Genomic DNA, 22,924 nt, shown 5'->3' with positions numbered 1-22,924 from the left:
AAGATAATTATTCATACTAAATGAAAAAAAGTATGCCTGAAGCAGATATAGATTATGCTTCAGGCATTTTTCTATAATAAAATAAGATATTTATCTGTAGCGTTAGCTATATAATTCTCTTCAATTTTCTGAATATTTCTCTGAGACAAAATCTCATATTTATCTTTTGCGCGAGCAAAACATTTCTCTTAGTGAGCATAGCAAACTAATATACAAAGTAAAATGTGTTATTAAGTGGTAAATTGTATTTATCACTTATTTTTTTAAGGTATTCTTTACACTTTAAGTAGGATTGCTCTTTATAGTTTTTGTTGTAGTGATTAATTTCTTTTGAGTTTAGTTCATGTCTAATAGATTCAAAGCTTTGGTTTAAGGCTCGCCTAAATGATATTTCATTGTATTCTTCATAGATTAAAGAGTCTGTGAAGTTATAAAGTTTTATAAAATTGTTTTGTGAGCCAATATCTTTTAATTTTGACAAACCATCATAATCTAACTTTTCTAATACAAATAATTTATATGATTCAATGTCAGTTGAAAAATTTATGTTAGAGAAGTTACCCTTAAGAAAGTTTATAGAATTTATAGTTTTAATTGCAGAAACTTCCTTATCTTTAACCTCTAACATTATATCTATATTTGAAAAGTCATAGCTTTTTAAATATTCTAAAAAAGTATCTATAAATATTGTTGGGGAATGAGCACCACGTTTTTTTGTAGCATCTTGTATACTGTAGTGTACTTTCATATCACCGTCGCTATCTTTCCATGTTTTTTTTATTATGGGAAGTAGCTTAGGAATGGAGGTGGATGTATCACCATAACATTCATAATGTAGATTATCAAAGATAATAGGTATATTACAACGACTATTTATTTCTAATAAATCATATATAGAAAAAAATCTTTCATCATTTTCTATTATTAATCTTTTCTTAATGGCGCTATCCAAATTGTTATATTCACTTACAAATCTATTAATAGCATTCTCTTTATCGTTATAAACACCACCAACATGAAGAATTATTTTATGACTAGATGGTAAGTTTAAGCTATCTAAAAATTTGCAATGAAAGCTAAGGTCTAGTATTGATTTTTCTACTACATCTTTTTTAGGAGAGTTTAGAAGTGTGTATTGACCCGGGTGCATGGATACTCTCATATTATTAGATTTTATATAATTACCTATTTTGGTTAAAAGCTCTTTGTTAATATCCCACCAGTTATAATTATTAATTTTATGGCTACCTAAGGGAATTATATCTGAGCTTATTCTAAATAATTTAATGTTTTTAGAATTGTTATAACGAAGTATAGAATATAAGTCTTCTAGATTATCTTTTATTAATAAGGCTATTTTTTCTTCTGAATAATTAGAAAGAGTCAATTTTCTTGTTGTCTTATATGGAACCATAAGTGGAGTACATGCATATCCAATTTTCATAACTAGTCTCCTTGTATATGATTTTCAAAAATTATAAATTTTTTTAGATTGAAATTATATAAAATAGTATTTTATTTTAGACTTAGTATTAGTATTTTAATATAAAAGTTGATATATTCATAAAATAAATTTAAATAATATGTTAAACTTTTAATAGTTCGATAAAAAAGGATGAAAAAATATAGAATTTGTTAAAAAAATAGTGTATTATTTAATAAAAGAAAAATGTTAGGGGCGATACAGATGAATGGAAGAGAGTATGTATTAAAAGTTTTAGAAGAAGTTAGCAATAGAAATTCAGGAGAAAAAGAGTTTTTAGATGCAGTAAAAGAGGTACTATTATCTCTTGCACCAGTTTTTGATAAACATCCTGAATATATTGAAGCAGGGCTATTAGAAAGAATTGTTGAACCAGAAAGACAAATCATGTTTAGAGTTCCATGGGTAGATGATAATGGAAATGTTAAAGTGAATAGGGGATTCAGAGTACAATTTAATAGTGCAATAGGGCCTTATAAGGGAGGACTTAGATTCCATCCAACAGTTAACGCAAGCATAATTAAATTCTTAGGATTTGAACAAATATTTAAAAATTCTTTAACTGGACTTCCAATAGGTGGAGGAAAAGGTGGATCAGATTTTGATCCTAAAGGAAAATCCAATGGAGAAGTAATGAGATTCTGTCAAAGCTTTATGGCAGAACTTTATAGACATATAGGTCAAGATACAGATGTACCTGCAGGAGATATAGGTGTAGGTGGAAGAGAAATTGGTTATATGTATGGATATTATAAAAAGCTAAGAGGAGCAAACGATCCTGGAGTTTTAACTGGTAAAGGCTTAACTTATGGTGGAAGCTTAACAAGAACTGAAGCAACAGGATATGGATTAATATACTTTACAGAAGAGATGATGAAGGATAATAACTCATCATTAGCAGGTAAAATTGTAGTTATATCAGGATCAGGAAATGTTGCTATATACGCAACAAAGAAGGCTACTGAATTAGGGGCGAAGGTAGTGGCCTTAAGTGATTCTAATGGATATATCTATGATGAAAACGGAATTAACTTAGATGCAGTTAAGGAAATTAAAGAAGTTAAAAGAGGTAGAATTAAAGATTACTTAAACTATGTTCCATCAGCTAAGTATGTTGAAGGATGCAGAGGAATATGGACTATTAAGTGTGATGTAGCTCTTCCATGTGCAACACAAGGTGAAATAGATGAAGCATCTGCTAAAATTTTAGTTGAAAATGGAACTAAAGTAGTTGCAGAAGGTGCTAATATGCCTTCAAGCTTAGAAGCTATAAAAGTGTTCCAAGGAAATGGTGTATTATTTGGGCCTGCAAAAGCTGCAAACGCTGGTGGAGTTGCTTGTTCAGCATTAGAAATGTCACAAAATAGCATGAGACTATCATGGACATTTGAAGAAGTTGATAATAAATTAAAAGATATAATGGTTAATATATATAGCCAATCTGCAAAAGCAGCAAAAGAGTATGGAGAAGAAGGTAATATATTAATGGGATCAAATATTGCTGGATTCAATAAAGTTGCAGAAGCAATGATGGCTCAAGGAATAGTATAGAAGAATAAAAAGTCAACGTTTTATATGGACGTTGACTTTTTGATTTTGTTGAAAGGTGATTATGTCAGGTGAAAGATCATTGAGTGAATTGAAAAATTATAAGATTATTATGATAGGTTAAAGTTAAATTTATACTATATAAGCTTAACTTAACAACTTTGTTGTGAAAAAAACTTTGCTAATTTATGAAATAGGGGATAAGATAAGTATGTAAATGAATGTTAAAAATTCTACCAGCTTTGAGCTGGTTTTTGAACATTTTTAGAAATAAATTTGCAATCGAAAGTATGTTTATGTAAAATTAAAAGATGTGATAAAAATTAACTTTGAAAAAAGGTAGGTTTTATATAGATTTTTCTTGGAGGTTTATATGAGTAATAATATAGATAATAGATATGATGTAACTGATCTGACGTCTTTAGAAAAGCTTGAGCCAGTTAGAGTAAGACCAGGTATGTACATTGGTTCTACTGGAACTAAGGGATTACATCATTGTATATGGGAAATTTTAGATAACTCCATTGATGAAATTTCAAATGGTTATGGGGATAAAGCAACAATAATTATTAATAAAGATAAAAGTATAACTGTTATAGATAATGGAAGAGGGATACCAACAGGAATGCACCCAACGAAAAAGAAATCGGGAGTTGAAATGGTATTCACAGAATTGCATACAGGTGGGAAGTTTAATAATAAGAATTATAAAACATCTGGCGGACTACACGGTGTTGGTGCTGCTGTAGTTAATGCATTATCTAAGTGGTTAGAAGTTGAAGTGCACCAAAATGGAAATATATATAAACAAAGGTTTGAGTTTGCATATGATAAGAGCCTTAAGAAAGATATGCCAGGGACTCCAGTGACAACTTTAGAGGTAGTAGGAAAAACTAAAACTACAGGAACTAGAGTAACATTTAAACCTGATAATGAAATTTTTTCAACTACAGATTTTAAGTTTGATATTATAGATGAAAGATTAAAGGAATTAGCATTCCAAAATAAGGGGATACGCTTAGAGCTTATAGATAGAAGAAAAGATGAAGAAGTAGTTAAAGAATATTATTCTGAAAGAGGATTGCTAGATTTCATTGAATATCTAAATGAAAGTAAATCAGTGTTGCACCAAAATCCAATCATATTTGAAGGCGAAAGAACTGTAGATAATATTCAAATGTTTGGTGAGGTATGTATTCAATTTACAGATTCAACTACAGAATATATAGCAAGTTATGTTAATAATATTCCAACTACTGAGGCAGGAACTCATGAAGCTGGATTTAAAACAGGTATGACAAGAGCTTTTAAAGAGTGGGCAAGAAAACTAGGCCTTGTAAAAGAAAAGGATAAGGATTTTGAAGGTGATGACCTTAGAGAAGGTATGACTGCTATAGTTAGAATTAAAATTACTAATCCTATCTTTGAAGGACAAACTAAGACTAAGTTAGGAAGTTCAGAAGCTTATACAATGATGAATGAATTAGCCTATACTAGACTTGGTGAATGGATAGAAGATAATAAAGAGCTTGCAACAACAATTATAAATAATGCATTAGCTACAGCTCAAAGAAGAGAAAAGATAAAAAAGATAAATGAAGCTGAAAAGAAGAAAATAGGTAAAGGTACTGCACCGTTAGCCGGTAAAGTTGCTGTATGTACATTGAAGGATAATACAGTTAATGAGTTTATCGTGGTTGAGGGAGATTCTGCGGGAGGTTCTGCAAAGCAAGCCAGAGATAGAAGATTCCAAACTATAATGCCATCAAAAGGTAAGATAATGAATACTGAAAAGCAAAAGCTTGAAAATGTATTAGCTTCTGAAGAACTGAAGATATTTAACATTGCGGTAGGGACAGGAACCTTAGATAACTATAGAGAAGAAGATTTAAAGTATGACAAAATAATAATCATGAGTGATGCCGATGTTGATGGATATCATATAAGAACATTATGGATGACATACATTTATAGATATATGAGACCTCTTATACAAAATGGACATCTTTATTTAGCACAACCACCATTATACAAGGTTTATAAAACTGTTAAGGGCAAAGAAGTTCATAAATATGCCTATAGTGATGATGAGTTAGAAAGTGTTAAAAAAGAAATTGGTAAAGGTGCGTTGATTCAAAGATATAAAGGACTTGGAGAAATGAATCCAGATCAACTTTGGGATACAACATTAAATCCTGAGACTAGAACTCTTTTCCAAGTGACCATAGAAGATGCCGCTAAGGCCGAAAAGATGGTATCTCTATTAATGGGAGATGTAGTTGAACCAAGAAAAAATTATATGTATAAGTATGCGGAATTTTAAATAGTACGAAAGGAGATTTTTAATGGCTAAAAAGGAACACAATATTCCAAGAGATAATAATATTTTAAGAGTACCTCTTGAAGAGGCTATGCCTGATAACTATCTTCCTTATGCAGTAGAAGTTGCTAAGGATAGAGCGTTACCAGATGTTAGAGATGGTTTAAAGCCTGTACATAGAAGAATACTTTATGGCGCATATATGCTAAAGGCTTTTCCAGATAGACCATATTATAAATCTGCAAGAATAGTAGGGGACGTACTAGGTAAATTCCATCCACATGGAGATTCATCAGTTTATGATGCTATGGTATTAATGGCTCAAAACTTTTCTACAAGAGAGCCTTTATTTGATGGACATGGAAACTTTGGTTCTATGGATGGTGATGGAGCTGCGGCAATGCGTTATACAGAAGCTAGACTTTCTAAGATAGCTATGGAAATGCTAAGAGATATAGATAAGAACACCGTTGATATGGTTCCAAACTATTCTGATTCTGAAATGGAGCCTAAAGTGTTACCAGCTAGATATCCAAATCTTTTAGTTAATGGTACATTTGGGATAGCGGTTGGATTAGCAACAAATATCCCACCACATAATTTAGGGGAAGTAACAGATGGTGTACTTGCATATATTGATAACCCAGAGATAACTACAAAAGACTTAATGGAGTATATAAAAGCACCAGACCTTCCAACAGGTGGAGTATTAATAGGAAAAAATTCTCTACTATCTGCTTATGAAACTGGTGAGGGAAAAGTTACATTAAGAGCTAAGACTGATATAGAAAAGTTAGAGAATGGTAGATGGGGAATAGTTATAACAGAATTCCCTTATAGAAGAAATAAATCAAAGATACTTCAAACAATATCTGAAATGACTGGAGATAAAAAGCATCAAAAAGCATTAGAAGCTATTGCAGATATAAGAGATGAGTCAGATAGAACCGGTGTTAGAGCTGTTGTTGAACTTAAAAAAGTAGCAGACAGAGAAACAGCAGATAAAATATTAAAGTATCTATTTAAGAAAACAGACCTTCAATCTAACTTAAGCTTTAACATGGTAGCTTTAGCAAATGGTAAACCTCAAACTATGGGGTTAAAAACTATAATAACTCACTATGTTAACCATCAAAAGGATATAGTAACTAGAAGAACTATAAGAGAGTTAGAAATAGCTGAGAAGAGACACCATATTGTTGAAGGATTTATAAGAGCTATAGATGTTTTAGATGAAGTAATTAAAACAATTAGAGAATCTAAGTCTAAGAAAGATGCAGGAGAAAACCTTATAGCTAAGTTTGGATTTACTGCAATTCAAGCAGAAGCTATATTAGAGCTTATGCTTTATAGATTAACTGGTCTTGAGATAAAGGTATTCCAAAAAGAATATGCAGAGCTTGAAAGAACTATTAAGAGATTAAGAAAGATATTATCAGATGAAAAAGAGCTTCTTAAAGTTATAAAGGAAGAATTAAAAGAAGTAACTGATAAATATAGAAACCCAAGAAGAACACAAATAGTTGAAGATGATAGCGAAGCTAAGATTGATATAGAAGAGCTTATAGTTGTAGAGGATGTTATGATAACTCTTTCTAAAGATGGATTTATAAAGAGAATACCTCTTAAAACATATAATAGATCAAATTCTAATGCTGATGATATAGATTATAGAGAAGGCGATGAGCTTAAATTCTTAATTAAATCTAATACTACTGAAAGCTTAATAGTATTTACTGATAAAGGAAATATGTATCAAACAAAAGGAATTAATATTCCAGAGCTTAAGTGGAAAGAAAAAGGTGAAAGAATAGATTCTATTATTAAAACCTTAAACTTAGAGGAAGAAAATATAGTACAAGTAATGTCCATTCCTTTATTTGATGCAAATAAATCTATTCAATTTATAACAAATAAGGGAGCTATAAAAAAGAGCTCTTTAGATAAGTTCCAAACTAATTACAGTAAGTTACAAGCTATAAAGATTAAAGAAGGTGAGGCTGTACTTGATGTAATTATGCTTGAAAATGAGGAAAGTAAATCATTCTTAAGCGTTGTTTCGAAAAATGGATTGAAGTTCACACTTGAGATACCAGCAATTGAAGATACTCCAAGAAATGTTTTAGGACTATCATTGTTTAACTTAACTTCAAATGATGAGGTTGTAAAAGTTGAGTATGTAGATCAAATTGAGTATAAACAATTCTGGGTGGGTATTACTCAAAAGGGAAGTATAAAATCCTTCTCTAGAGGTAGAAGCAATGACAGATTAAAAGTAAATATAGATACAGCTAGTGAATTACTTTTATTTACTGATAAAGGAAATGTATTTAAGATACCAACATTCCTAATTCAAAATGTAACTGAAACAGAAATACAATTAGATGCATTAATAGAGGGATATACAACTAAAGAAAAAATAATAGATATATATTCAGTTAAAAGTTACGATGAAAAAAGGCTAGTGTATTTCTTTACTAAAAAGGGAATGATAAAAAAGACTTCGTTAAAAGAGTACGACGGTAATTATGCTTATCAAGTCGCATATAAATTAAAGTATGAAAATGATGCTGTTGTTTCGGTTAATATATGCAATGAAGGTAATGGAAATGTGATTATAGCAACTAAAAATGGTATGGCTATAAGATTCCTAGAGGAAAGTGTAAATACTATGGGAAGAGTTGCATCAGGGGTTACTGGTATTAGCTTAAGAGATGATGACTTTGTAATAATGGGTAAAGTTATTGAGCTTAAAAGTGGCTCAACTAATGATGAAATTGCTATAGATAATATTGAGGTAGACTTAACGTTAACAACAAGAAATAAAGAAGTAAAAGTTGTAGACATAAACGATATTAAACTTCAAAACAGGGCAGGAAGAGGAACAACAGTAATGGTTACTGCTTTTGAAGATGAAGTAGTAGAAGCGGAGTTTAATTAAGAATTCATAATTATGAATTTTCAATTAAGTCTAAAACTACTTAGGAAGTTTATGAAACTATATTTAACGAGACTGCATAGCAGTTTCAATAATAATTATAAATTTATCATTGAAAATTTTTAATTATATAAAGGGAGGTTTTATGATGAAGGTTGCTGTTTTATTAGCAGAAGGATTTGAAACTTTAGAGGGATTAACTGTAGTAGATATAATGAGAAGAGCTGGTGTATGTTGTCATACTTTTGGAACTAAGTCTCAAAAGGTTAGGACATCACATGATGTAGTTGTAGAAGCGGATAAGTTATTAAGCGATGAAGTTTTAGAATACGATATGATAGTTTTACCAGGTGGAATGCCAGGGTCAGTTAATTTAAGAGATGACGAAAAGGTAAACGAAGTAGTTATGGCTTTTTACAATAATAACAAATTAGTAGCTGCAATATGTGCAGGACCAATAACTTTAGGAAAACTTAAAATTTCAGAAGGTAAAAATGTTACATGCTATCCAGGCTTCCAAGACCAACTTGGTAACTGTAATTACAAAGAAGAGTTAGTTGTAGTAGATGGAAATGTAATAACAGGAAGAGGGCCTGCAGCAGCAATACCGTTTGCTTTTGAATTGTTAAAACATATTGCACCAGATAAGGTTGAAGATTTACAAAAGGCTATGCTTTTTAAATAATTTATAAGTAAATTAATAGTGAATAGTTAAAAGATATAATTGTTTAAACAATTTTTTAATAATATAATTTTAAAAGTCAGCGTAAGCTGACTTTTTTCCTAAACTCTTAACTATAAACTCTAAACTTTTAACTAATAAAAAGGGGTGATTCAGGATGGAAAAATGGACTGTTAGAAATGTGAAATTTAATTGTGAAGCTTTTGCTAAAGCTCTTGGTGTTAGCAATGTAGTTGCTAGACTTTTAGTTAATAGAGATCTTTATAAGCTAGATGATGCGAAGAGTTTTTTAAATAGTAACATAGATAACTTTGAAGATTATAATGAATTATTAGGTATGGATAAAGCTATAAAAATAATGAAGAATAGTATAGATAAGGGTGAAAAGATACTTATTGTTGGAGATTACGATGTTGATGGAGTAATTAGCTCCTATGTTCTTTATAGTGGATTGAAAAAATGTAAAGCTAATGTAAGTTATGTGATTCCAGATAGAATAAAAGATGGATATGGCATAAATGAGAACATAATAAAAAATGCTCATGCAAATGAGACAGATTTAATAATAACTTGCGATAATGGAATATCGGCTATAGACCAAATAAAGTTAGCCAAAGAATTAGGGTTAAAAGTTATAATAACTGACCATCATGACGTTCCTTTTGTTGAAGATGAAAAAGGTGAAAGAACATTTATACTTCCAGAAGGCGACTCTGTAATTAATCCAAAGCAAGAAGATTGTAAATATCCTTTTAAAAAGCTTTGTGGTGCTGGAGTAGCATATAAATTTATTGAAGGTATGTATGAAGCTTATGGAATAAATAAAAGTGAAGCTATAGAGTTATTACAGTATGTTGCAATTGCTACTGTTTGTGATGTAGTGGATTTAGTTGGAGAAAATAGAATAATAGTAAAAGAAGGCTTAAGAATAATAAACAAAACTAAGAATATAGGGTTAAGAGCTTTGTTTAAAGAAACTGGCCTTGATACTAAAGAAATTTCTGTATATGCATTAGGTTTTGTTATTGGACCAAGTATAAACGCATCAGGACGTTTAGAACAAGCGGAATGGGCTTTAAAAATGTTATTATCAGAAAATGAAGAAGAAGCAGAAGAACTTGCTAAAAAACTTAATGAGCTAAATAAAGAAAGACAGGAACTTACAAAAGAAGGATTAGAGAAAGCTATTGAAATAATTGAAAGTAATAAGATGAATGAGGAGAAAGTATTAGTTGTATACTTAGAAGATACTCACGAAAGTATAGCTGGAATAATTGCAGGTAGAATAAGAGAAAAATACAACCTACCAGTTATTGTATTAACATCAGCTCATGAGGGGGCAAAAGGATCAGGAAGATCAATTGAAGAGTACAATATGTTTGAGGAACTAATAAAGTGTAAAGACTTATTGGGGAAATTCGGAGGACATCCTATGGCTGCCGGTATGTCTATTGCAAATGAAAATATAAATGATTTTAGAAAAAGATTAAATGCTCAAACTACATTAACTGATGAAGATGTAATTCCAAAGGTATCTATAGATATGCCTTTATTATTGAAAGATATTAATTTTAATCTTATTGAAGAAATATCAGAACTTGAACCTTATGGAAAGGCTAATCCTAAGCCAACATTTGGTATGAAGAACTTAAAAGTGTTGGAATTAAGAGTGTTAGGCAAGGATAAGAATGTTCTAAAAATGAAGTTAAGTGACGGAACTCTTTTTATAGATGGAATCTATTTTGGAGATATAAAGGGTTTTGAAGAATCTTTAAAACTAAGTTATGGTGAAGATGAATATAACAAGGTATTTAATGGATATCCTAATGGTGTAAAGATTGATGTAGTATGCGTGCCAGAAATAAATGAATTTAGAGGAAATAAAAAAGTTCAATTAATAATACAAAATTATAGATTAAATTAAAGTTAAACGAGTTAGATAAAGTATTAAAATAGGCTAAAAATTGAAGAAGGAAATGCTAAAACATTTCCTTCTCAATTTAAATACTAGTTTTTACAAGATTATGATGTTGATATTCTTAGCATATGTAGTGAGTGTTATAAATAGTGGCTATTTTAAACCAGATTCATATTGTTCAACCATACGTTTAACCATTTCACCACCAACGCTACCACATTGTTTAGAAGTAAGGTCTCCATTATAATCTGTAAATGGAACTCCCATTTCTGTAGCAACTTGACTCTTGAATTTTGCTAAACCTTGTTTAGCTTCAGGTACTAAATTGTATGCCATAATCTTTCACCTCCTTTTATCTTGCTGTTAATAGCTTATCCAAATTTCTAAGTTCTATTTTATTTAATTAAAGGAAAAGGTGGCAAAATAACGACTTAGTGGTAAAATAGAGATGATTTATAATTAAAAATTTTATATGAGGTGTTTTATGAGTAAATATAAAATAATAATGACTGGTGGGGGAACAGCAGGACATGTAACTCCAAACTTGGCATTGATCCCTGAACTGAAGAAGAGAGGGTTTGATATAAAGTACATAGGAAGTATAGATGGGATTGAGAAGGAAATTATAGGAGATGCTAATATTCCATATTTCCCAATTTCAAGTGGGAAATTAAGACGTTACTTTGATATGAAGAATTTCTCTGACCCTTTCAAGGTAATGAAAGGTATTTATCAAGCTAAGAGGATTTTAGATAAGGAAAAGCCAGACGTAGTTTTCTCAAAGGGAGGATTTGTTGCAGTTCCTGTAGTTATTGCTGCATCAATGAAAAAGATACCTGTAGTATCTCATGAATCCGATTTAACTCCTGGATTAGCTAATAAACTTTCTGCACCTTTCTGTAATAAGCTTTGTGTAACATTTAGGGAAAGTTTAGCCTATGTGAAAGATGGAAAAGGCGCTTTAACAGGAACACCTATAAGAAGTGAAATACTACAAGGAAGTAAGATAAGAGGAAAAGAAATATGTGGCTTTAGAGATGATAAAGAGATTTTACTTGTTATCGGTGGAAGCTTAGGAGCTAAAAGTATTAATGATGAAGTAAGAAGAGAGTTAAATAAAATTCTAGTAGATTTTAATATTATTCATATATGTGGTAAAGGAAACTTAGATCAAAGCTTAAATTCAATAAGTGGATATAAGCAGTTCGAGTATGTAAAAGAGGATTTACCTCATTTACTTCAAGCAGCAGATTTTATAATATCTAGAGCTGGTGCTAATGTAATATTTGAATTATTAGCATTAAAAAAACCGACTCTTTTAATACCTCTTTCTAAAAAGATAAGTAGAGGAGATCAGATTTTAAATGCTAATTCTTTTGAAAAAGAAGGTTATTCTTTAGTATTAGATGAAGATGAAATGATGGAAAAGCATAATTTAACTGATAAATTAACAGAATTGAAGAATAATAGGAATAAACTTATAACTTCGATGCAAAATAGTAAAGTAAAAAACGGAGTTGATGAAATTATAAGCATAATTTTAAAAAGTTTTAATTAAAATAAGCTATAAATTTAAACAATATGCGAAATAATTACTGTTGTTAACTTGAAAAAAAATTCAGCTGTTATATAATAAAATATGAAGTGTAAAAATAGGAACTATTTTAGGGAAAATAAGAGGTGCTAGTATATGAAGAAAGTTTCAATTATTTATTGGAGCAACGGTGGTAATGTTGAACTTTTAGCTAACTGCATTGCAGAAGGCGTTGAAGGTGAGGTAGAAATAAACTTAAAACATGTTAACGATGCTTCAGAAGAGGATGTTATAACAGCTGATGCTATTGCAATGGGAAGTCCTGCAATGGTAGATGATGGAATAGAACAATTAGAAATGAAACCCTTCATTGATAAGTTATCTACTATAAGATTTAATAATAAACCTTTAGTACTATTTGGATCTTGTGGCTGGAGAGACGACAAATTTATATATAATTGGGAATCTGTAATGAAAGATTATGGATTTGAGGTTATTGGTAAAGTAGTTTGTAAAGAGTCGCTTACAGGAGAAGAAGTGGAAAAAGCTAAATCTTTAGGAAAAGAATTAGTAAATTTAATGTAAGTAAAACCTTGTTAGAGTGATCTCTAGTAAGTTTTTATATATAACTTAAACCTTAAAATTACTTTAAGATTTATTATATGTAATATATTCATATATTATATAATGAATTTTATTGGTTATTTTTAGATGGAAAGAGAGGTAGACACAATGAGAAAAATGAAAACTATGGATGGTAATACTGCTGCAGCTCATATATCATACGCATTTACAGAAGTGGCAGCAATATTCCCAATCACACCATCATCACCAATGGCTGAACACGTTGATGAATGGGCTTCTCAAGGAAGAAAAAATATTTTTGGCCAACCCGTACATGTAATGGAAATGCAATCTGAGGCAGGAGCTGCAGGTGCTGTACACGGTTCATTACAAGCTGGAGCATACACAACTACTTATACTGCTTCACAAGGATTATTATTAATGATCCCTAACATGTATAAGATTGCTGGGGAAAGATTACCAGGAGTTATTCATGTTTCTGCTAGAGCTTTAGCAACATCTTCATTAAGTATCTTTGGTGACCACCAAGACGTAATGGCTGCAAGACAAACTGGTTTTGCAATGCTTGCTGAAGGTTCAGTACAAGAAGTTATGGATTTATCTGCAGTTGCTCACTTAGCAGCTATCAAGAGCAGAATTCCATTCATGAACTTCTTCGATGGATTCAGAACTTCACACGAAATTCAAAAAATAGAAGTTTTAGAAACTGAAGAATTAGCTGGATTAGTAGATTGGAACTCAGTAGAAGAGTTCAGAAATGGAGCTTTAAACCCAAATCATCCAGTAACAAGAGGTACTGCTCAAAATCCAGATATCTACTTCCAAACTAGAGAAGCTGTTAACAGATTCTATGATGACGTTCCAGAAGTAGTAGAAAGCTACATGGCTGAAATTACTAAATTAACTGGAAGAGAATATCACTGTTTCGATTACTATGGAGCACCAGATGCAGACAGAGTTATCGTAGCAATGGGATCAGTTACAGATGTAGTTGAAGAAACTATTGACTACTTAAATGGTAGAGGAGAAAAAGTTGGGGTTGTTAAAGTAAGACTTTACAGACCATTCTCAATAGAAAGATTATTAAAAGCTATGCCAACTACAGTTAAGAAGATAGCTGTATTAGATAGAACTAAGGAACCAGGATCTATTGGTGAACCTTTATACTTAGACGTTGTATCAGCATTCTCAGGAAAAGCAAATGCTCCACAAATCGTAGGAGGAAGATTCGGATTAGGATCAAAGGATCCAAACCCATCTCACATTGCTGCTGTATATGCTAACCTTACTAAGGAAGAGCCAAAGAACGGCTTCACTATAGGTATAGTAGACGACGTAACAAATACTTCATTAGAAATAACAGAAGATATCGATGCTACTCCAGCTGGAACTAAAGCATGTAAGTTCTGGGGATTAGGATCAGATGGTACAGTTGGTGCTAATAAGAGTGCTATCAAAATTATCGGAGATAAGACTGATATGTATGCTCAAGCATACTTCTCATATGACTCTAAGAAGTCAGGTGGTATAACAGTATCTCACTTAAGATTTGGTAAATCTCCAATTAAATCACCTTACTTAATAGACAAAGCTGATTTCGTAGCTTGTCACAACCAATCATACGTTTATAAATATAACGTATTAGATGGATTAAAGAAGAATGGTAAATTCTTATTAAATAGTATCTGGACTCCAGAAGAATTAGAAGAAAAATTACCAGCAAGCATGAAGAGATTCTTAGCTGAAAACAACATTGAATTCTATACATTAAATGCTGTTAAGATAGCTCAAGAAATCGGTCTTGGTGGAAGAATCAACATGATAATGCAAGCTGCATTCTTTAAGATAGCTCACATTATTCCAGTTGAAGATGCAATCAAGTACTTAAAAGAAGCTGTTGTAACTTCATACGGTAAGAAGGGTGAAAAAGTTGTTAACATGAACAACGCTGCTATCGATATGGGTGTAGAATCTATAGTTAAGATAGATGTTCCAGCTAGCTGGAAAGATGCTGTTGATGAAGAAGTTGAAACTACTAAGGATGTACCTGCATTCGTTAAAGAAATAGTTGAACCAATCAACAGACAAGAAGGATTCGCACTTCCAGTATCTACTTTCGTAGACCACAATATGGAAGATGGTACTTTCATGGCTGGTACTGCAGCTTATGAAAAGAGAGGAATCGCTATAAATGTTCCAGAATGGCAACCAGACAAGTGTATACAATGTAACCAATGTGCATATGTATGTCCACATGCTACAATCAGACCATTCTTAATAAATGAAGAAGAAAAGAACAATGCTCCAGAATCTATGAAGATAGTTGCTGCTAGAGCATTAAAGACAGAAGAACCAATGTCATACAGCATCGGTATTACACCACTTGACTGTACTGGATGTGGAAACTGTGCTCAAGTATGTCCAGCTCCAGGTAAGGCATTAATCATGAAACCTGCAGATACTCAACACGATCAAATCGAAGCTTGGGATTACGCTGTAGAAAAAGTTTCAGCTAAGAAGAACCCAATGAACAAAAATACAGTTAAGGGAAGCCAATTTGAGCAACCATTATTCGAGTTCTCAGGAGCTTGTGCTGGTTGTGGAGAAACTCCATATGCTAAATTAGTTACTCAATTATTCGGAGATAGAATGATGATAGCTAATGCTACTGGATGTTCATCAATTTGGGGTGGATCAGCTCCTTCAACTCCATACACAGTTAACCATAACGGACATGGTCCAGCTTGGGCTAACTCATTATTCGAAGACAATGCTGAATTCGGATTAGGTATGTTCTTAGGAGTTAAGACAATAAGAGAAAGAATTGCTAGCAATGTAGCTAAGCTTATTGAAACTGAAGAATTATCAGAAGATGTTAAAGCAGTATTAAATGACTGGTTAACACACAGAGAAAGTGGAGAAGGTACTAGAGATAGAGCTAATAACCTTACAGCTGCTCTTGAATCTGTAAATTCTGAATTAGCTAACACTATATTAAAAGACAAAGAATTCTTCGTTGCTAGATCTCAATGGATCTTCGGAGGAGACGGTTGGGCTTACGATATAGGATACGGCGGATTAGACCACGTATTAGCATCAGGAGAAAACGTAAATGTATTAGTATTTGATACAGAAATTTACTCAAACACTGGTGGTCAATCTTCTAAATCTACACCAACTGCTGCAATCGCTAAGTTTGCTGCTTCTGGTAAGAGAACTAAGAAGAAAGACTTAGGTATGATGGCTATGTCTTATGGTTACGTATATGTTGCTCAAATTTCAATGGGTGCAGATAAGAACCAAACATTAAAAGCTATAGCTGAAGCTGAAGCTTACGATGGACCATCATTAATCATAGCTTACGCTCCATGTATCAGTCATGGTATTAAGAGTGGTATGGCTAATTCACAAGATGAAGCTAAGAAAGCTGTTGATTCAGGATACTGGGCTCTATACAGATACAACCCAACATTAAAGGGAACTAAGAACCCATTCTCATTAGATTCTAAGGAGCCAAAAGCAGACTTCAGAGAATTCTTAATGGGAGAAGTTAGATATGCTGCATTAGCTAAAGCGTTCCCAGAACAAGCAGAAGCTTTATTCCAAAAGACTGAAGAAGATGCAAAAGAAAGATTAAACAACTACAAGAGACTTGCTTCTCAAGAGTAGTTATAAATAAAAAGGGACCGAAAGGTCTCTTTTTTATTAAGAATTTCGAATCAATAATTGATAAAAAAATAACCTAATCAAATTTTAGATTGTTTTTAGATAGTATTTGATAATTTAAGCTAAGAATGGCTTATTTACATAAAAAATATTAAGACTAATTTTAAAATTTTACTTTTATTTTCCTATAAATAAGGGTACAATGATAAAGACTACTTAAATATTAAGGAGGAATTAAGATGGATAACGAATTAAATAAATGTGGATGCGGTGAAAACTGCGGATGCGATCACGATCATGATCACAATCATGAAGGTTGTGGAGAAGGTTGTGGATGTGGAGAACACGAACATGAGCATATGGTTGTAGACCTAGAAGACGATAACGGAAATGTTATTTCTTGCCCTATAATCGATGCATTTGAATACGAAGGTGAAGAGTACGTTTTAGCTCAAGATCCAGAAGGTGATTCAATATACTTATTCAGAGCTACTGAATCAGGAGAATTAGTAGTTCCAGATGAAGCTGAGTTTGATAAAGTAGCTGACTACTATAGCAACGTTTTAGCTGACGAAGAATAAAAAAGTGCCTAAGGGCACTTTTTTTATTATAAATTTATTTTAATATTTATAATAATTTACAATTTATTCAGCTAGTGATATATTTATTAATAAGGAAAAATAGATAAGAATTTCACTTGAGGAAAAGGTGGATAAGATGAAATCAGTAGATTTACATATACATTCATGCTATTCTGATGGAATATATACACCAGAACAAATAGCAAAGGCAGCAACGAGAAAAGGAATTAAATGCATTTCTATAACTGACCACGATTCAATAGCAGCTCAATATATTGTAAATACAGAATATAATAATAAAGATTTAATAATAATACCAGGAATAGAATTAAGTGCTGAATATAAAGAGATGGAGTTACATATCCTAGGATACTTTATAGATACAGAAAATAGTAGTTTAAAAGAATTAGTTAATAATCTTAATAAACAGAGGTTAAAAAGAGTAGAGAAAATACTTTATAACTTAAAAGGATATGATATAAATATAAAATTAGATGACTTAGGAGTAGATTTAGATTCCACAATAGGAAGAAGCCATATTGCAAATGCTATGGTCAAAAAGGGCTATTTTGATAATTATAAGATGGCTTTTAGAAGTTATTTGATTAAAGGTAAACCAGGATATGTAAAGGGATTTAAATTAACTTATAAAGAAGCTTTAGATATAATTAGAGAAAGTGGTGGGGTACCAGTTTTAGCACATCCAGGACAGATTTATAAGAAGATAGAAGTTGAAAATATCATAAAAGAATTAAAATGTTTTGGATTAAATGGGGTAGAGGTATATCATCCAAGTCACTCTGCTATAGATACAAATAAGTTTTTTAATATGGCAAAGAAATATAAACTATCAATTACCGGAGGTAGTGATTTTCATGGAAGAGCAAACTTTGATGATGAATCTATAGGTAGTTGTGGAATAAATGATTTATTATTAAGCAAATTTATAAAAACTAAGAGGTAATTGGGGGAAATATGGAACTATCGTTTAAGGCAAAAAAAATAGAACAATCTGTAACTTTAATGATAACAGCTAAGGCTAAGGAGCTAAGAGCAAAAGGAGTAGACGTAGTAAGCTTTGCTGCAGGTGAACCAGATTTTAATACACCTAAAAATATCATAGATGCAGCAAAAGATGCAATGGATAATGGAAATACTAAATATACTCAAACTAGTGGGATTATAGAGTTAAGAAAAGCTATATGCAAAAAGTTAAAAGATGATAATGGACTTCTATATGATGCTTCTCAAATAGTTGTTTCTACAGGGGCTAAACAATCTTTAGCTAATTCGTTTATGGCTATATTAAATCCAGGTGATGAAGTCATTGTACCAGTACCTTATTGGGTTAGCTATCCTGAACTAATTAAATTAGCAGATGGAAAGCCTATATTTGTAAATACAGGAGAAGAAAATGATTATAAATATAATGTAGAGGCTTTAGAAAAGGTAGTAACTAGCAAAAGTAAAGCTATTATATTAAATAATCCTAATAATCCTACAGGGACTGTTTATAATAAAGAAGAACTAGAGGCTATAAGTGAATTTGCAAGAAAAAATGATTTAATAATTATTTCAGATGAAATATATGAAAAGTTAACTTATGATGGCAAAAAACATGTGAGTATAGCTTCATTAGGCGAAGATATAAAAGCTAGAACAATTGTAATTAATGGATTCTCTAAAACTTACGCTATGACTGGATGGAGAGTAGGATATACAGCTTCTTCAACAGAAATTGCTAAGATCATGGCGAATATTCAAAGCCATATGACATCAAACACATGCTCTATAGCTCAATATGCGGCTTTAGAAGCGTTAAATGGACCACAAGAGGATATTTATTCTATGATATCAGAATTTGAGCTTAGAAGAGACTATATGTATAAAGAATTATGCTCAATAAATAGTATAAAATCAATAAGACCACAAGGTGCTTTCTACATTATGGTTAATATTGAAGATAATATAGGTAAAGTAATTAACGGTGAAACTATAAATACTTCACTGGATTTTGCAAGACTATTATTAGATATTGAAAATGTTGCAGTGATACCAGGTGAAGCCTTTGGATTAAATACTTATATTAGATTATCATATGCAACATCTATGGAAGCTATTGAAAAAGGAATTAGTAGAATAAGAGAGTTTATAAGTAAGTTGAAATAGGTTGTTCGCTATGCTCACAAAGAGAAATATTGCCTTTGGCAAGAGAAATATGTAGCTAAAGCTACGGAGAAATATTTTGCTTACACAAAAGAGAAATGTTTGAAAAGCTGAAGAGAAGTATACGACTAAAGCCACAGATAAGAATATGTCTACGGCATGGGCAACTTATCTGCCGTAGGCATATTTCTATTCACCATAGGTGAAAATTTATCTGTCCGAAGGACATATTTCTCTTAGCGTTAGCTAACATTTCTCTTGTGAGCTTCGCGAACGATATTATTTATGGTGGAGGAGAAGATGGATAAAGTTAAGTTAGCTTTGTTTGATATAGATTATACTATAACAAGAAAAGAAACTCTTATGGAGTTTTATAAGTACATAGTATCTAAGGATATTAAGAATATTAAGTTTTTACCAAGAGCTTTATTTTCAGGACTTATGTATGGAGTTAAAGTTTATGATGAAAAACGAGTTAAAGAGTCATTCTTAAAATTTATAGAAAATATAGAAGAGAAGGATCTGGCTGTATTAACTAAGAAGTTTTATGATGAAAGATTAAGCAAAATTCTTTATAAAGATGCATTAGATATGATACATAAGTTAAAAACTGAAGGATATATGGTTATATTAATATCAGCATCACCAGAGTTTTATATAAATGAATTTTATGCAATAGATGATGTAGATTTTATTATAGGTACAAGATTTACTTTTGAAAATGGAAAGTTTGTTAGAAAGATGAGTGGTAATAACTGCAAGAGAGATGAAAAAGTAGTGAGATTAAAAGCATATCTTAAAGAAAACAATATAGAGGCTGATTATGAAAATTCTTATATGTTCTCTGATTCTTTATCTGACTTACCGCTTTTAGATTTAGTAGGTAATCCATATCTTATTAATTATAATAAGAATCATAATATAGAGATTTTAAGATGGAAGTAAAAGGAGAGAGTTTAATGAAGGTAGAGGCCATAAATAAGTTCTATCTAAAAGATGGAGAAATATGTGAAGTAAAAGATTTCGTAGATGATAATAGTGATAAAGGAAATATTATTTATGAAGTTTTTAGAATAGAAGGCGGGACTCCTATTTTTCTAAAAGACCATACAGAAAGATTAAAAAGATCTTTTTCACTTTTAAATTTAGAAATGCCATTTTCTATTGAAGAGTTTAGAAATAGTATTGCTAAAGTTATTAAAGCTAATGATTATGTACTTGGAAATATGAAAATGACTTATAATATTTTAAGTAAAGAGTTAAAGATATTCTATATACCTCATAAATATCCATCAGAAAAAGATTACGCTGATGGTGTTAAGACGATTCTTTATCATGGAGAAAGAGAAAATCCAAATATAAAGATAGTTAACAAAAGCTTTAGGGAATTAATAAATGATGAATTATCAAAGCAAGATGCATATGAAGCTATATTAGTTGATAGAAACGGTGATATTACTGAAGGGAGTAGATCTAATATATTCTTTATAAAGAATAAAAAGCTAATAACAGCACCAGGAAAAGCAGTGCTTCTAGGAGTAACAAGAGCAAAGGTTATGCTGATAGCAGAAGAGCTAAATATAGAAGTTGTAGAAAGAACTGTTAAAGAAAGTGAATTAAAGGATATGGATGCAATGTTTATTTCAGGATCATTAGCAAAGGTTCTTCCAATAGCCTATGTTGACAATATGAAAAAAGATGCACATAATGAAATGCTAAGAAGCATAATAGATAGATATAATCAGATGGTAGATGAATGTATAGAAGATAATAGATTATAAAAAAATCCAGCTAATGCTGGATTTTTTTATTATGCTGATGTTATTGTATTTGTTATTGGTGGTACAACTTGTTTCTTTCTTGAAAGAACTCCAGGAAGGAAAGCACCGTTGTCTTTTAATGTAACCTTAAATGCTTTTTCAACTATTTCAGGCTCATTACCAGCAACTAATATTTCAGAACCTTCGTTAAGTATATCAGTTAATAAAAGCATAACCATATCTAAATTAGCTTCTTTAGCTTTAGTTTCCATGTATTGAAGCATTTCTTCCTTTAAAGGCATGAATCCTTCGATATCCATAGTGTTAACTTGAGCTATACCAACTTTAGTTCCTTCTATAGTAAATGGCTTATAGTCTTGGTTGAAGATTTGAGCCACAGTCTTACCTTTTAAAGAAGTACCAGCCTTGAACATTTCTTTAGCAAATTCTTCTACGTTGATTCCTGCTATATCAGCAAGCTTTCTGCATATATATTCATCAGATGGAGTACAAGTTGGGCTTCTGAATAATAATGTATCAGAGATTATAGCTCCACATAAAAGCCCTGCAGCTTTCTTAGAAGGTCTAATTCCATTTTCAAAGAAGCATTTAGCAACTATTGAAGATGTACTTCCAACTGGCTCATTTCTGAAGTATATTGGATTGCTTGTTTGAATATCAGCAACTCTGTGGTGGTCTATTATTTCGATTACTTCTGCATCTTCTAAACCATCAACAGATTGACCTCTTTCATTATGGTCAACTTGAATAACTTTTTTCTTATGGTTTGAAATTAAGTGGAATCTAGATACTGTACCTAAAACTTTTCCGTTAGGATCTGTTACAGGATAGCTTCTAAATCTTGTTTCAATCATAATTGGCTTTATGTCATCTACTAAGTCATCAGTGGTGAAAGTAACTAAGTTTTCTTTAACCATTACATATCCAACTGGTATACTTTGAATTATTAATCTTGAAGTTGTAAATGAATCATAGTTAGTAACTATTACTGTTACTCCATGTTCTTTAGCTAAATTAACTATATTTTCAGATGGAGCGTGAGCACCAGTTATTATTAATAAAGAAACATTAAGCTTAATTAAAGCTTCTTGAACTTCCTCTCTATCACCAACTATTGCGATATCTCCTGCATCAATATGATCAACCATGCTATCTGGTTGCATAGCTGTAACAACTATTTTACCAGGGAAAGTTTTTGTATTTGGGTTGATATATACAGCCTTAGCTGCAAGTGTATCTAAGATGTTATCTAAAGATGTATTACTTTTAGCTAATATTTGATTATCCCATATATCCATGTAGCAAGATGTTAAGTTTGAAACTGCAAGTACACCTAATAGATGTTCGCTTTCATCAGCTACTGGGATAGTTTTTATATTTTTGTCACTCATTATTTTCCAAGCCATCTTTAAAGATATTTCAGGTGAAATTGGAGTGATGTAATCAAATTGTAAGTCTTCTACTTTTAACTTAACAGTATTTAAAAATTTTGGAGCTTCTGCTTTAAAGTAATCTAAGATAAATTGAGTTTCTTGGTTTGGAGTACCAAGTCTACAAGCTACTGCAGGAATGTTTCCTGTCTTGTTTTTAAACTCAGCATAAGCATAAGCTGCACATATAGAATCTGAGTCTGGGTTTTTGTGACCAGTTACATAAATTAAATCTTTCAACTTTATTTCCTCCTTAAGTTTATAATGCATTCTAAGCATATAGTAATATTCT

Annotated in this window: 16 protein-coding genes; 13 read left to right on the top strand and 3 right to left on the bottom strand. The window is 31.3% G+C overall.

Going from position 1 to position 22,924, the window contains the following annotated elements; all coding sequences use genetic code 11:
• Positions 1-205 precede the first annotated feature (205 nt).
• Positions 206-1,444, bottom strand: coding sequence for a UV DNA damage repair endonuclease UvsE (uvsE, locus tag H8S20_RS08515; protein ID WP_186859853.1), 1,239 nt, complete (start codon positions 1,442-1,444; stop codon positions 206-208).
• 243 nt (positions 1,445-1,687) lie between these two features.
• Between uvsE and gdhA the strand changes: the two genes are divergently transcribed.
• From gdhA to recJ, 5 genes are all read left to right on the top strand, one after another.
• On the top strand, positions 1,688-3,034 hold the full coding sequence (gene gdhA / locus H8S20_RS08510) for an NADP-specific glutamate dehydrogenase (RefSeq protein WP_186859852.1): 1,347 nt from the start codon (positions 1,688-1,690) through the stop codon (positions 3,032-3,034).
• Between the two features lie 370 nt (positions 3,035-3,404).
• The gene (locus tag H8S20_RS08505; protein WP_032117676.1) at positions 3,405-5,354 is read left to right on the top strand and encodes a DNA gyrase/topoisomerase IV subunit B; all 1,950 of its coding nucleotides are present in this window, start codon (positions 3,405-3,407) and stop codon (positions 5,352-5,354) included.
• A gap of 22 nt (positions 5,355-5,376) precedes the next feature.
• Positions 5,377-8,292, top strand: a complete 2,916-nt coding sequence (locus H8S20_RS08500) for a DNA topoisomerase IV subunit A (RefSeq protein WP_186859851.1) — start codon at positions 5,377-5,379, stop codon at positions 8,290-8,292.
• Positions 8,293-8,434: 142 nt separating this feature from the next.
• Positions 8,435-8,974 (top strand): DJ-1 family glyoxalase III, encoded by a 540-nt coding sequence (locus H8S20_RS08495; protein WP_186859850.1) that lies wholly within the window; start codon positions 8,435-8,437, stop codon positions 8,972-8,974.
• 154 nt (positions 8,975-9,128) lie between these two features.
• Positions 9,129-10,895, top strand: a complete 1,767-nt coding sequence (recJ, locus tag H8S20_RS08490; protein WP_186859849.1) for a single-stranded-DNA-specific exonuclease RecJ — start codon at positions 9,129-9,131, stop codon at positions 10,893-10,895.
• A gap of 147 nt (positions 10,896-11,042) precedes the next feature.
• On the opposite strand, the gene H8S20_RS08485 is transcribed toward recJ, so the two are convergent.
• Entirely contained in the window at positions 11,043-11,225 is a 183-nt protein-coding gene (locus tag H8S20_RS08485) for an alpha/beta-type small acid-soluble spore protein (protein WP_032117680.1), read from the bottom strand.
• Between the two features lie 148 nt (positions 11,226-11,373).
• Here H8S20_RS08485 and murG point away from each other — a divergent pair, with 148 nt between their 5' ends.
• From murG to H8S20_RS08445, 8 genes are all read left to right on the top strand, one after another.
• Positions 11,374-12,447 carry an undecaprenyldiphospho-muramoylpentapeptide beta-N-acetylglucosaminyltransferase gene (gene murG, locus H8S20_RS08480; RefSeq protein ID WP_032117681.1) on the top strand — a complete coding sequence of 358 codons (1,074 nt, stop codon included), beginning with the start codon at positions 11,374-11,376 and terminating at the stop codon, positions 12,445-12,447.
• Positions 12,448-12,579: 132 nt separating this feature from the next.
• Positions 12,580-13,008 (top strand): flavodoxin domain-containing protein, encoded by a 429-nt coding sequence (locus H8S20_RS08475; RefSeq protein WP_186859848.1) that lies wholly within the window; start codon positions 12,580-12,582, stop codon positions 13,006-13,008.
• A gap of 147 nt (positions 13,009-13,155) precedes the next feature.
• Entirely contained in the window at positions 13,156-16,677 is a 3,522-nt protein-coding gene (gene nifJ / locus H8S20_RS08470) for a pyruvate:ferredoxin (flavodoxin) oxidoreductase (RefSeq protein WP_186859847.1), read from the top strand.
• 236 nt (positions 16,678-16,913) lie between these two features.
• Entirely contained in the window at positions 16,914-17,255 is a 342-nt protein-coding gene (locus tag H8S20_RS08465) for a DUF1292 domain-containing protein (protein ID WP_032117684.1), read from the top strand.
• Between the two features lie 136 nt (positions 17,256-17,391).
• Positions 17,392-18,219, top strand: a complete 828-nt coding sequence (locus tag H8S20_RS08460; RefSeq protein WP_032117685.1) for a PHP domain-containing protein — start codon at positions 17,392-17,394, stop codon at positions 18,217-18,219.
• A gap of 11 nt (positions 18,220-18,230) precedes the next feature.
• Positions 18,231-19,424 (top strand): pyridoxal phosphate-dependent aminotransferase, encoded by a 1,194-nt coding sequence (locus H8S20_RS08455; RefSeq protein ID WP_186859846.1) that lies wholly within the window; start codon positions 18,231-18,233, stop codon positions 19,422-19,424.
• Positions 19,425-19,721: 297 nt separating this feature from the next.
• Positions 19,722-20,366, top strand: coding sequence for an HAD-IB family hydrolase (locus tag H8S20_RS08450; RefSeq protein WP_186859845.1), 645 nt, complete (start codon positions 19,722-19,724; stop codon positions 20,364-20,366).
• Positions 20,357-21,202: an aminotransferase class IV gene (locus tag H8S20_RS08445; protein ID WP_243177583.1), complete on the top strand. Its 846-nt coding sequence runs from the start codon at positions 20,357-20,359 to the stop codon at positions 21,200-21,202. The genes H8S20_RS08450 and H8S20_RS08445 overlap by 10 nt, the downstream gene beginning before the upstream one ends.
• A gap of 29 nt (positions 21,203-21,231) precedes the next feature.
• Here H8S20_RS08445 and H8S20_RS08440 read toward each other — a convergent pair whose 3' ends face one another.
• Positions 21,232-22,872, bottom strand: coding sequence for a putative manganese-dependent inorganic diphosphatase (locus tag H8S20_RS08440; protein ID WP_186859844.1), 1,641 nt, complete (start codon positions 22,870-22,872; stop codon positions 21,232-21,234).
• Positions 22,873-22,924 lie beyond the last annotated feature (52 nt).

The sequence above is a fragment of the Clostridium hominis genome, from assembly GCF_014287825.1.
In the GTDB taxonomy this organism is placed as follows: Bacteria; Bacillota; Clostridia; order Clostridiales; family Clostridiaceae; genus Clostridium; species Clostridium hominis.
Note: the sequence above shows the minus strand (reverse complement) of the source record. Positions and strands in the feature narration are given on the sequence as shown.

Excerpts from the sequence above, each read along its gene's own strand:
- H8S20_RS08445 (WP_243177583.1), top strand. The coding sequence starts at position 20,357 with ATGGAAGTAAAAGGAGAGAGTTTAATGAAGGTAGAGGCCATAAATAAG.
- H8S20_RS08475 (WP_186859848.1), top strand. The coding sequence starts at position 12,580 with ATGAAGAAAGTTTCAATTATTTATTGGAGCAACGGTGGTAATGTTGAA.
- H8S20_RS08460 (WP_032117685.1), top strand. The coding sequence starts at position 17,392 with ATGAAATCAGTAGATTTACATATACATTCATGCTATTCTGATGGAATA.
- recJ (WP_186859849.1), top strand. The coding sequence starts at position 9,129 with ATGGAAAAATGGACTGTTAGAAATGTGAAATTTAATTGTGAAGCTTTT.
- H8S20_RS08500 (WP_186859851.1), top strand. The coding sequence starts at position 5,377 with ATGGCTAAAAAGGAACACAATATTCCAAGAGATAATAATATTTTAAGA.
- H8S20_RS08505 (WP_032117676.1), top strand. The coding sequence starts at position 3,405 with ATGAGTAATAATATAGATAATAGATATGATGTAACTGATCTGACGTCT.
- nifJ (WP_186859847.1), top strand. The coding sequence starts at position 13,156 with ATGAGAAAAATGAAAACTATGGATGGTAATACTGCTGCAGCTCATATA.
- uvsE (WP_186859853.1), bottom strand. The coding sequence starts at position 1,444 with ATGAAAATTGGATATGCATGTACTCCACTTATGGTTCCATATAAGACA.
- H8S20_RS08465 (WP_032117684.1), top strand. The coding sequence starts at position 16,914 with ATGGATAACGAATTAAATAAATGTGGATGCGGTGAAAACTGCGGATGC.
- H8S20_RS08495 (WP_186859850.1), top strand. The coding sequence starts at position 8,435 with ATGATGAAGGTTGCTGTTTTATTAGCAGAAGGATTTGAAACTTTAGAG.
- murG (WP_032117681.1), top strand. The coding sequence starts at position 11,374 with ATGAGTAAATATAAAATAATAATGACTGGTGGGGGAACAGCAGGACAT.
- H8S20_RS08455 (WP_186859846.1), top strand. The coding sequence starts at position 18,231 with ATGGAACTATCGTTTAAGGCAAAAAAAATAGAACAATCTGTAACTTTA.
- gdhA (WP_186859852.1), top strand. The coding sequence starts at position 1,688 with ATGAATGGAAGAGAGTATGTATTAAAAGTTTTAGAAGAAGTTAGCAAT.
- H8S20_RS08450 (WP_186859845.1), top strand. The coding sequence starts at position 19,722 with ATGGATAAAGTTAAGTTAGCTTTGTTTGATATAGATTATACTATAACA.
- H8S20_RS08485 (WP_032117680.1), bottom strand. The coding sequence starts at position 11,225 with ATGGCATACAATTTAGTACCTGAAGCTAAACAAGGTTTAGCAAAATTC.